Source organism: Burkholderia sp. DN3021, assembly GCF_049805555.1.
GTDB lineage: Bacteria > Pseudomonadota > Gammaproteobacteria > Burkholderiales > Burkholderiaceae > Burkholderia > Burkholderia pyrrocinia_C.
Genome location: NZ_JBNCAB010000085.1, coordinates 24,330 through 33,846, shown reverse-complemented (window position 1 = coordinate 33,846; position 9,517 = coordinate 24,330). Strand labels below are relative to the sequence as shown.

The 9,517-nt window shown below is 65.1% G+C and carries 7 protein-coding genes and 1 pseudogene; 4 read left to right on the top strand and 4 right to left on the bottom strand.

Translation table 11 applies throughout. The features are described from left to right. The first annotated feature begins 147 nt into the window (after positions 1-147). Both ACPUER_RS29780 and ACPUER_RS29775 read left to right on the top strand, forming a co-directional pair. Complete coding sequence (locus ACPUER_RS29780) at positions 148-1,320, top strand: YadA-like family protein (protein ID WP_425132855.1); 1,173 nt, start codon at positions 148-150, stop codon at positions 1,318-1,320. 62 nt (positions 1,321-1,382) lie between these two features. Beyond that, positions 1,383-1,685, top strand: a pseudogene (locus tag ACPUER_RS29775) (hypothetical protein). 301 nt (positions 1,686-1,986) lie between these two features. On the opposite strand, the gene tssA reads toward ACPUER_RS29775, so the two are convergent. The 4 genes from tssA to ACPUER_RS29755 all read right to left on the bottom strand — a co-directional run bounded on the left by tssA (position 1,987) and on the right by ACPUER_RS29755 (position 7,088). Beyond that, the gene (gene tssA / locus ACPUER_RS29770; RefSeq protein ID WP_425132851.1) at positions 1,987-3,726 is read right to left on the bottom strand and encodes a type VI secretion system protein TssA; all 1,740 of its coding nucleotides are present in this window, start codon (positions 3,724-3,726) and stop codon (positions 1,987-1,989) included. Beyond that, positions 3,717-4,451, bottom strand: a complete 735-nt coding sequence (locus ACPUER_RS29765) for a response regulator transcription factor (protein ID WP_425132850.1) — start codon at positions 4,449-4,451, stop codon at positions 3,717-3,719. The genes tssA and ACPUER_RS29765 overlap by 10 nt, the downstream gene beginning before the upstream one ends. Beyond that, complete coding sequence (locus ACPUER_RS29760) at positions 4,448-6,241, bottom strand: ATP-binding protein (RefSeq protein WP_425132849.1); 1,794 nt, start codon at positions 6,239-6,241, stop codon at positions 4,448-4,450. The genes ACPUER_RS29765 and ACPUER_RS29760 overlap by 4 nt, the downstream gene beginning before the upstream one ends. 8 nt (positions 6,242-6,249) lie before the next feature. Next, positions 6,250-7,088 (bottom strand): IS5 family transposase gene (locus ACPUER_RS29755; protein ID WP_425132848.1). Its coding sequence is split into 2 segments (ribosomal slippage): positions 6,250-6,716 and positions 6,716-7,088, totalling 840 coding nucleotides; the frame shifts between segments, so codons are not numbered across the junction. Between the two features lie 323 nt (positions 7,089-7,411). On the opposite strand from ACPUER_RS29755, the gene tssB reads away from it, so the two are divergent. After that, positions 7,412-7,906: a type VI secretion system contractile sheath small subunit gene (gene tssB / locus ACPUER_RS29750; RefSeq protein WP_425132847.1), complete on the top strand. Its 495-nt coding sequence runs from the start codon at positions 7,412-7,414 to the stop codon at positions 7,904-7,906. A 23-nt stretch (positions 7,907-7,929) separates the two neighbouring features. Further along, positions 7,930-9,444 (top strand): type VI secretion system contractile sheath large subunit, encoded by a 1,515-nt coding sequence (gene tssC, locus ACPUER_RS29745; RefSeq protein WP_425132854.1) that lies wholly within the window; start codon positions 7,930-7,932, stop codon positions 9,442-9,444. Positions 9,445-9,517: the final 73 nt, after the last annotated feature.

Below are 9,517 nucleotides of genomic sequence, written 5' to 3'. Positions count from 1 at the left end.
GCGCCGGCCGCCACACTGCAGGAGCATGCGCAGCAAAGCCCGGCTCTGATACCCTTCCCGCCGCCGCCGCCCCCCCTGCCGGTCTCGGCCTGGAGTACGAAGGTTCCTTCTTCTGCCCCTCCTGTCGGCTACGCGTCCGCTCAGCCAATGGTGGCCCAGCCCACCACACCGGGGGCAACGTCACCACTGCGCGAGGACTCGGTACAATCGCAGACCGCGTCGTCGCACGTTGCGCCGGCCGCCACACTGCAGGAGCATGCGCAGCAAAGCCCGGCTCTGATACCCTTCCCGCCGCCGCCGCCCCCCCTGCCGGTCTCGGCCTCGAGTACGAAGGTTCCTTCTTCTGAAGCCCCTGACGGTTACGCGTCCGCTCAGCCAATGCCTGCGTCGCAGCACGTTGTATCGCCGCGTCCCCTGCCTTCGGCCGAATCGCCGCAATCGCAACCGAACCGTCTCATTTCCTCGCAGGAGTCAACGTCGCCACGGCACGAGGATTCGGTACAGTCTCCGACCGCGTCGCAACATGTCGCGTCGACCGCCACATCTCCGGAGGACGCGCAGCAAAGGCCGTTTCTGCTGCAAGCCCCGCCTCTGGTCCCGTCCTGGCGTAAGAAGGATCCTTCTTCTGAAACCCCTGTCAGTTACGCGCCCGCTCAGCCAATGGTGGTCCAACTCACCACGCCGGCTTCGCAATCCGCGAAATACATCGCGGTCAATTCCGTGTTGCCCGCCGCGGACGCATCGGGCTTGAACGCAATAGCGATTGGTGCCAACGCGAGAGCGCAAGGCGAGGAATCGCTTGCGACCGGATGGCGTGCACGAGCAGACGGCTCCCGCTCGGTTGCGACCGGCGCAGAAGCAACCGCATCCGGTCACAACTCCGTTGCGCTCGGCGCCGGTTCCGTGGCCGACCGCGATAACACGGTATCGGTCGGGCAGCTCGGCAACGAACGCCAAATCGCGCACGTCGCCCCTGGCACGCAAGGCAAAGACGCAGTAAACGTCGATCAATTGAATTTCGCAGTATCAAATTCGAACGCCTACACGAACCAGCGCATCGGCGACCTCCAGCAAAGCATCACCGACACCGCGCGCGACGCGTATTCCGGCGTCGCCGCAGCGACCGCACTGACAATGATTCCCGATGTCGACCTCGGCAAGACCTTGTCGATCGGCATCGGCGGTGCGGTCTACAAGGGCCATCGCGCCGTCGCGCTCGGCGCCACTGCGCGGGCCAGCGAAAACCTCAAGTTGCGCGCGGGCGTCGCAATGAGCGAGGGCGGCAATGCGGTCGGAGTAGGCATGAGCTGGCAATGGTAAGCGCGTCCGCAAACGCATACCGCACACATCGTCAAGCAGGCAAACGACACGATGACCTTCCGATCCTTCTCTCAGCCCTGCCGGCGCTCGCTTTGTCGATCGCTAGCCTGCGCGTCTGCACTCGCGACGCCGAGCGGGCCCGCCTACATGGAGGAATTCAACGAGAGCATCCGGTCGATGAGCGGCGAGCACGAGACCAGCGTGTATATGGCGTCTTCAACACGATCAAGGCGGCGCCGCCCGCCGAACCGGTCGCATCGCCGCGCATAGCGCTGGCTGACACGAGCGGCGCGAGCGCCGTGCAACGCACGACCGCGCAAGCGCATCGGCCCGCTCCGGTGGCCGTCGATTCACGGATGTCCTGATCCGGCCGCGGGGGGGGGGGGGGGGGGGGGGGGGGGGGGGGGGGGGGGGGGGGGGGGGGGGGGGGGGGCGGGGCGGGTGGGGGGGGGGGGCGGGGCGGCGCATTTTTCGCTCGCCTCTCTCTCCCTTCTCCTCGTTCTTCGCTTGTATCGCTCATCGCCTGCGCGATGCATGCGCCGCGACAGCAACCGCGCCGCCTTCCCCCGAGTTTCGCCTGCGTCCGCCGCGCGATCGAACGACGCGGCTTCGCGCGGCGCATGCGCGAGCCAGCGCCCTACCGCGCCGCGGCTCGAGCGTGTCGCGTCACATCGACAAACGCATTGCCCGCGCCGCGTCGACGCCCGCGATCTCGTCGAGTACCGCCCGTGCGAGCGCCGAATCGCGATCTCGCCGAATCAGCAGCGCATAGGCGGCGCACAAGCCATCGAGCGCAAGCTCCGGATCCCACGCGAGCAAATCATGCCGCCGGATCGGCTCGATCACGCTGCGCGCGAACGCGTCGGGAATCTCATGTGAGCAATGATCGCGCGCGAGCTCGCACAACCGGATGCGCGCTTTCAACCGGTGTTCGGCGCTCGGCGCGCGATCGATCATCTGCTGAATCGCATCTAGCGCGAGATCGAACTGACCACTTGCGGCGAGCGCGCGCGCATGGTCGACGGTGTCGTCGACGTGCGCATCGCGTGGTGCCAATTCAGGCTCGCCCGTCGTCGACAGCGGTAGCTGCGGCGCGAGCGCCGCAGGCGACGAAGGCGGAATCGACGCCGCCTTCGCCGCGCCGCCCGGCTCGCCAAGCCCGGCGAGCCACGCGCGCGTCGCGTCGTCGGCAAACGGCGTGCCGTCGGCGAATTTCAGCGAATCGAGGCCCGGCAGCCGCGCAAGCAGCGCACGCACCGCCGCTTCCACTTCACGTTGCGCGTCGGTGCAGTCGCCATCCACGCGGGCCAGCGCACGCGCGACGATCCGCTGCAAATCCAGCCAGAGCGGGAATGCCTGCGCTTGCTCTTCGGCGAAGCGGACGGCATCCGCGGGCTCGCCGCGCCCGTCGATGCCTTTCGCCGCGTCGACGACCTGCGCGTTCGGCGCGGCGAGCTGCGTCCGGCCACTGCCCTCTTCCGTATCCGGCAGCGTGTGCACGCTCGACCAGCACGCAAAGCGGCGCAGCCGGAAGCCGCGCACGTCGGCCCAGTGGGCTTGCGAGAACGCCGTCGCGATGCGATGCAGTTGCGCGAGCGCATCCGCGAGCGCACGTTCGCGGCCGGCCGCCTCGGCAAGCGATGTCGGTTGGTGGGCGGCGTCGGCGTTCGCGCGCGACGCCGGTCGGCCGGTCGGCTCAGCCGGTGCGTGCTCGACTTTGGGAGCCGAGACGCTCGCCGAAAACTCGCCCATTGCGCCGCTTACGTTCGTCTCGTTCGTCCCGATCGCGTCGCCAGACTCGATCGACTCGACCGGCAACCGGTTCGCGAACGCATTTACCGCGCGCATCGTCGGCGCGTCGTCGTCACGCTGCGCCAGCAGCGCATCGAGCCGCCGCGCAGTGTCGCGCAATTGCTCCACCAACTCAGCCGCATAAGCGCCGCCGCATGCGGCATCCCGCATCACGTCGACGCGATCGAGCAGCCATTGCAGCGCCCCGCGCCGCGCCCGCATCCGCGACACTGGTGGCGACATCGCGTCCCAATGACATTCGACGAGATCGCCGACGACTTCGAGCCCGCAGCGCAGTCCCGCCGCACCGCCGAGCTGCAATAACGCGCCCGCCAGATAGCAGCCGACGAGCAGATCCTTGCCCCGTTCGCGCAGCAATCCGGCGGCAAGATTCAATACCGCACACCAGTCGACATGCCCACTCGCGCCCGGCGATGCGAGCTTCGTGAGTTCTGCATGCAACGCATCGAACCGCGCATCGGCGCGCACGCCGGCGCCCGCGGGCACAGCCGGATCGACGTCCGATCGCCCCAGCACCGCGAGCGCGTCGAAATCCATCGGCGGGCGAGCACCCGGCGCCGCACCGCCCGCCCGACGCGATTCGCTCATTCCCATAGCGCCTCGACGTTCTTCGCGGCGAAGTAATAGCCGACGCCTCGCTCGGTTAGAATCAGTTCGGGATACTTGGGATACTTCTTGATCTTCTTGCGCAACCGCCAGATCTGCACGTCGATCGCCCGATCGAATACGTCATCGAACGCGCGCGTGCACTCGATCAATTGCGCGCGCGTGACGACTCGCGACGGCGAGCCGAGGAAAAACGCCAACAGATTGAATTCCCCGGCCGTCAGCGGAATGTCCTGCTCATCAGGCGTCGACAGACGGCGCATATCCATGTTCAGCGTCCAGCCGTCGAAGCGGTATGCGCGCGGATGCCTGCCGCGCCGCACGGGCGCCGTAGCCGGATCGGCGCGCCGCCACAGCGCGCGCATCCGCGCGAGCACTTCGCGCAGCGAATACGGCTTCAAGACGTAATCGTCCGCGCCGAATTCGAGGCCCATGATGCGGTCGGCCTCCTCGCTTCGGCCCGTCACACAAATGAGCGGAAAGCGCTGCGAATCGCGCCAGCGCAGCAGCACATCGATGCCGTCCCCATCCGGCAAACCGAGATCGAGCAGCACCATTTCGTATTCGCGTCGCTCGACAGATTCGACGGCCGCGGCCGCCGTCCCAACGCCGTCCACGGCCATGCCGTGGTCCGACAAATATTTGCACAGCACGCACCGCAACGGTTCGTCATCCTCGACGACGAGCACCGCCGGCGATCTTGTCGCATTCATCGTTTCCCCCTCTGTACTACACCGCGCGCGCCGGCGTCCACTTCTCCCGTCATGCCTGACGCGCCTGTCCCGTGTGCCGCCGGCAACGTGAGCCTGAAGCGGCTCCCCGCGCCGCGATCCGTCGCGACGGCGATCTGCCCGCGATGCGCGATCGCCGCACCCGCGACGATCGCGAGGCCGAGCCCTGTGCCCGGTGCGCCGGACCGGGTTGAATTGAACGGCTCGAAAATACTGTCGAGCGGCTCGGCCTCGATGCCGTTGCCATCGTCGCGCACCTCGATCCACACGCCGCCCGGCATCGACGGCTCGCCGATCGCGACGTCGAACGTATCGTCGGCGGGCACGCCGCCGTCGGTTGCTGCGCCGTTCGCACCGATGCGCACGACGACCGTCGAACGCGCGGCGCGCATTGCATTGCCAACGAGATTCATCACCGCGCGCACGATCTGGCTGCGATCGGCGAATGCGACGTGACGCGAGACGCCGCGTGCATCGTCTCCGCACCGAACGAACTCGATGCCCCGCAGCGCCGCCGCAGGCATCGCGGCTAGCGCATCGTCAACGATCTCGTCGACGCTCACCTGCGTCAACACGGGCTCGCCGCGGCGCGCGGCGAGCAGGATCTGCGTCGTCAGATCGCGGCCCCGCTCGACCGCGCGATGAATCTCACCGATCGATTCGTCCGCGCGCGCGCCGCTCGCGAGCTGATCGATCGCGTATCCGGCGTGACAATCGATCACCGCCAGCACATTGTTGAAGTCATGAACGATCCCGCCCGCAAAAAAACCTAGCGACTCGAAGCGGCGCGATCGTTCGATCTGTCGCGCGAGCCGCCGCCGCTCGCCCGTCGCGATCGCGATGCACATCGACAGGATCGCAACACCGATCAGATCGACCTGCAGCGCCCAAACACCATGACCGCCGTGATGCGGCGCATACGGACCGCGGCCGCCGAGCGTCATCGCGATCAGCGCAATCGCCGAGAGCGCGTTGAGCTGGGACACGAGCACGAAGCCGCCTTCGAGCGCGGCCCAGCTAAGCGACAGCACGAGCACCACGCGCGCGACCTCGGCCTGATCGCCCCAAATCCACGCGAAGCACAACGAACCCAACGTCGCAAGCGCAGGCAGTTGATTGCGGCTACGCGACCACGCCGCAACGCAGGCGCGTGCATTCCACGTGAGAAGCACCGGCAGCAACACTAGCAGCGCGAGCGCATTCGCCGCATACGCGCGCGACCACTCGCTCAGCCATTCACGATCACTCATCCATACCGACAGGATCGCCGCCGCGAGCGTCGCGTGCATCGCCGCCATGCCGAGCGGCAGCAGCAACACGAACATCGCGAAGCCGCGCAGCGTGTCCACGCCGCCGTCTGGCCTCAGGTAGCGCCGCGCGAGCCACGCGCCCGCGATCGCCTCGGCGGCGTTGACGGCCGCGAACAGCGCGTCGATGTACCACGGCACCCAATCGAGCGAGCCTGCCGCGAGCAGCGTGACGAACAGCGCCACCGCGCCAACCGACCGGGCGAGCGGCCGCCGGCAGTGCAGCAGCAACGCGATGCCCAGCACCGGCGCGGGCCACACGACCGCCGACAGCGTTTGATTGAGCGACACTGACGCGCCGGGCCGCGACAGCAGATGATTCGCATAGAACAGCAGCAGCAACAGCGCCGCCGCGTTCAGCGCGCCACCCGGCGCGAATGCGAGGTTACCGCGGCGCGGCGCCTGCGTGATGCGTGTGGGCCGGACGCGCGCTGGCGGGCCGGCATCGACGGGATTTTTGTGCATAAGAAGCTCTAACACAATGAATTTTGAAGGTGCCGCCAGCAGATGACGCAAGCGGCGATTTTCAGGAATGCTTCGTGGATGGCCGCGAGGCGTTCAAACCGGATGCGCAGGCGTCTGAAGTTGTGAAGCCACGCGAAGGTACTTTCGATGACCCATCGGGTCTTTCCGAAACCACTGCCGTTCGGCTCATCTCGACGGGCGATCTGCGTGACGATGCCGACATCGTGTAATGGTTTTCGATCTTTGCCTTGATCGTAGCCGCGTTCGGCCTGCACGATAACCGGCTTGGACCGGAGGCGTCCCCGCTTGCCACGAATGGGCGGGATGGCGTCGATCAGAGGCAGTAGTTGGGTGATGCCGTTGCGGTTGGTGCCCGTGAGAATCAGCACGAGTGGGATGCCGTGCGCTTCGGTAATGAGGTGGTGCTTTGAATCGTGTCGCGCCCGATCGGTGGGATTGGGTCCTGTTTTTGACTTGATCCCACTGCGCGAATGGAGGACGAATCGACGACCACACGCGACCAGTCGATGCGATCGGCTGCTCGAAGTTTCGCCGGCAGCACCTCGTGCAGCCGGTCCCAGACACCCGCCTGTTGCCAGTAGCGCAGTCTGCGCCAGCAGCTCATGCCCGAGCTGCAGCCCATTTCCTGCGGAAGCATCTCCCAGGGAATGCAGGACTGCAGCATGAACAGGATGCCGGTCAGCACTGCGCGATCGTCGAGCGGCTTGCGCCCCGGGTATCGCGTCGGGCGTGGCTTCAGTGGTGGAAGCAGCGGTTGGATCAGTGACCACAATTCGTCATCGAGTATCGGTTTGGTTTGGTCATGGCCTCTTCGTCGGCCAAACAACGAAGAGGTTAAAAGAGCATTCGGCGGGTTAACAGCCCCCCTGCAATAATTTTGTTAGAGATTCTAATTCTCAGAAGTCGGCGAATACTAAACCGTCTTTGTTTTGAATACCAATCGATATTATCAATGCGTCGCGCGGTTCTTTTCATTTGCAACAAAATCGGCACGCGGCGACCAAAAATTGGAACCCGACGACTAACGCCGGTTCCGTCTTTCCCCGGATACTGGCCTCGCCGATGCGGCTTTTTACGGTTCATTCAAAACGCCCAGAACATCCGGACACGACCGTCGCACGCGAGCGACAACGAAGAGGAGAACCAATCATGACAACGAACGGATCCGTCGCGCCGAAAGAGCGGGTCAACATCGTCTATCGGCCGGCCACAGGCGACGCGAGCGCAGAAGTCGAGCTACCGCTCAAGGTGCTCGTGCTCGGCGAATTCTCGACGGCCGAAGACAAGCCGCCGCTTGAGGAGCTCGCCCCCGTGAACGTCGACAAGGACGACTTCAACGACGTGATGAAGGCACAGCGCCTGCAGCTCACGCTCAGCGTGCCGAACCTGCTCGACGAGCAGGCGGGCGAGGACGATCGTCTGCCTGTCACGCTCGGCTTTGAATCGGTCGCCGATTTCTCGCCCGACGCGATCGTCGAGAAGGTGCCTGAGCTGAAACAGCTGATCGAGCTGCGTGACGCACTGAAGGCGTTGAAAAGCCCGCTCGGCAACATTCCGGGCTTTCGCAAACGCATCCAGGAGATTGTGACCGACAAGGCGGCGCGCAAGCAGCTGCTCGCCGAACTCAATCTCGACGACCAATGAACCGCGACACCGAACACACCATCATGGAAGGCGAACACCAGCAATCCCCGCAGCATGCCGACGAGATCAGCTCGGCGAGCACCGACGTCGCGACGCCCACCGCGCCCGCATCGTTGCTCGCCGAGCTGATCGAGGCCGCGCGTGTGAAGCGCGACGAAGACGCCTATCCGATCACGCGCCACGGCATTCAGGCGTTCGTCGCGCATCTAACGCAACCGAAGCGCCCGGTCGAGACCGTGAGCCCGGCGACGATCGACGACATGATCGCCGAGATCGACCGCAAGCTGTGCCGGCAGATCGACGCGATCCTTCATCATGCGGATTTCCAGAAGCTCGAATCGACGTGGCGCTCACTGAAGTTCCTTATCGATCGAACGGACTTCCGCGAGAACGTCAAGATCCAATTCCTCGACGTCGGTAAGGCGGCGTTGCTCGACGACTTTGAGGATTCGCCGGACATCACAAAATCCGGGTTGTACCAGAAGGTCTATACGGCCGAATACGGACAGTTCGGCGGCCAACCGATCGGCGCGATCGTCGCGAACTACACGTTTGGCCCCGGCGCGCCAGACGTCAAGCTGCTGCAATACGTCGCGAGCACGTCGGCGATGGCGCACACGCCGTTCATCGCGGCGGCGGGCCCCGCGTTCTTCGGCATCGATTCGTTCGGCAAGCTGCCGAACGTGAAGGACCTGGCGTCGCTGTTCGAAGGCCCGCAATTCACGAAATGGAATGCGTTTCGCGAAAGCGAGGACGCGCGCTACATCGGCCTCACGCTGCCGCGCTTCCTGCTGCGGCTGCCGTACGGTGCGAACACGACGCCCGTCAAGCGCTTCAACTACGACGAGCGCGTCGACGCCGGCGACGCGGATTTCCTGTGGGGCAACGCCGCGTTCGCGTTCGCCACGCGCCTCACCTCGAGCTTCGCCGACTATCGCTGGTGCGCGAACGTGATCGGCCCAAAGGGCGGCGGCACGGTCTCCGATCTGCCGCTCTATGCGTACGAGGCAATGGGCGAGATCCAGAACAAGATCCCGACCGACGTACTGATTTCCGAGCGCCGCGAGTTCGAGCTCGCCGAACAGGGCTTCATCGCGCTGACGATGCGCAAGAACAGCGACAACGCCGCATTTTTCTCCGCGAATTCCACGCAGAAGCCGAAGTTCTTCGGCATCAGTAAGGAAGGCAAGGAAGCCGAGCTCAACTACCGGCTCAGCACGCAACTGCCGTACATCTTCGTCGTCAACCGGCTCGCCCATTACATCAAGGTAATTCAGCGGGAGAACATCGGCTCGTGGAAAGAGCGCACCGATCTCGAGCAGGAACTCAACCAATGGATCCGCCAATACGTCGTCGACATGGACAACCCGTCGCAAAGCGTGCGCAGCCGCCGCCCGCTGAGACAGGCGCAGATCCTCGTGTCGGACGTCGAGGGCGAACCCGGCTGGTATCGCGTTGACATGAAGGTGCGGCCGCACTTCAAATACATGGGCGCTTTTTTCACGCTATCGCTCGTCGGGAAGCTGGAAAAGCGCTAGCGAGTGAGTCGCGCGAATTTCATCGGAAACAATCTCGCGTCGCGACGAAACGAAAATGAAACCCCGCCGCCCA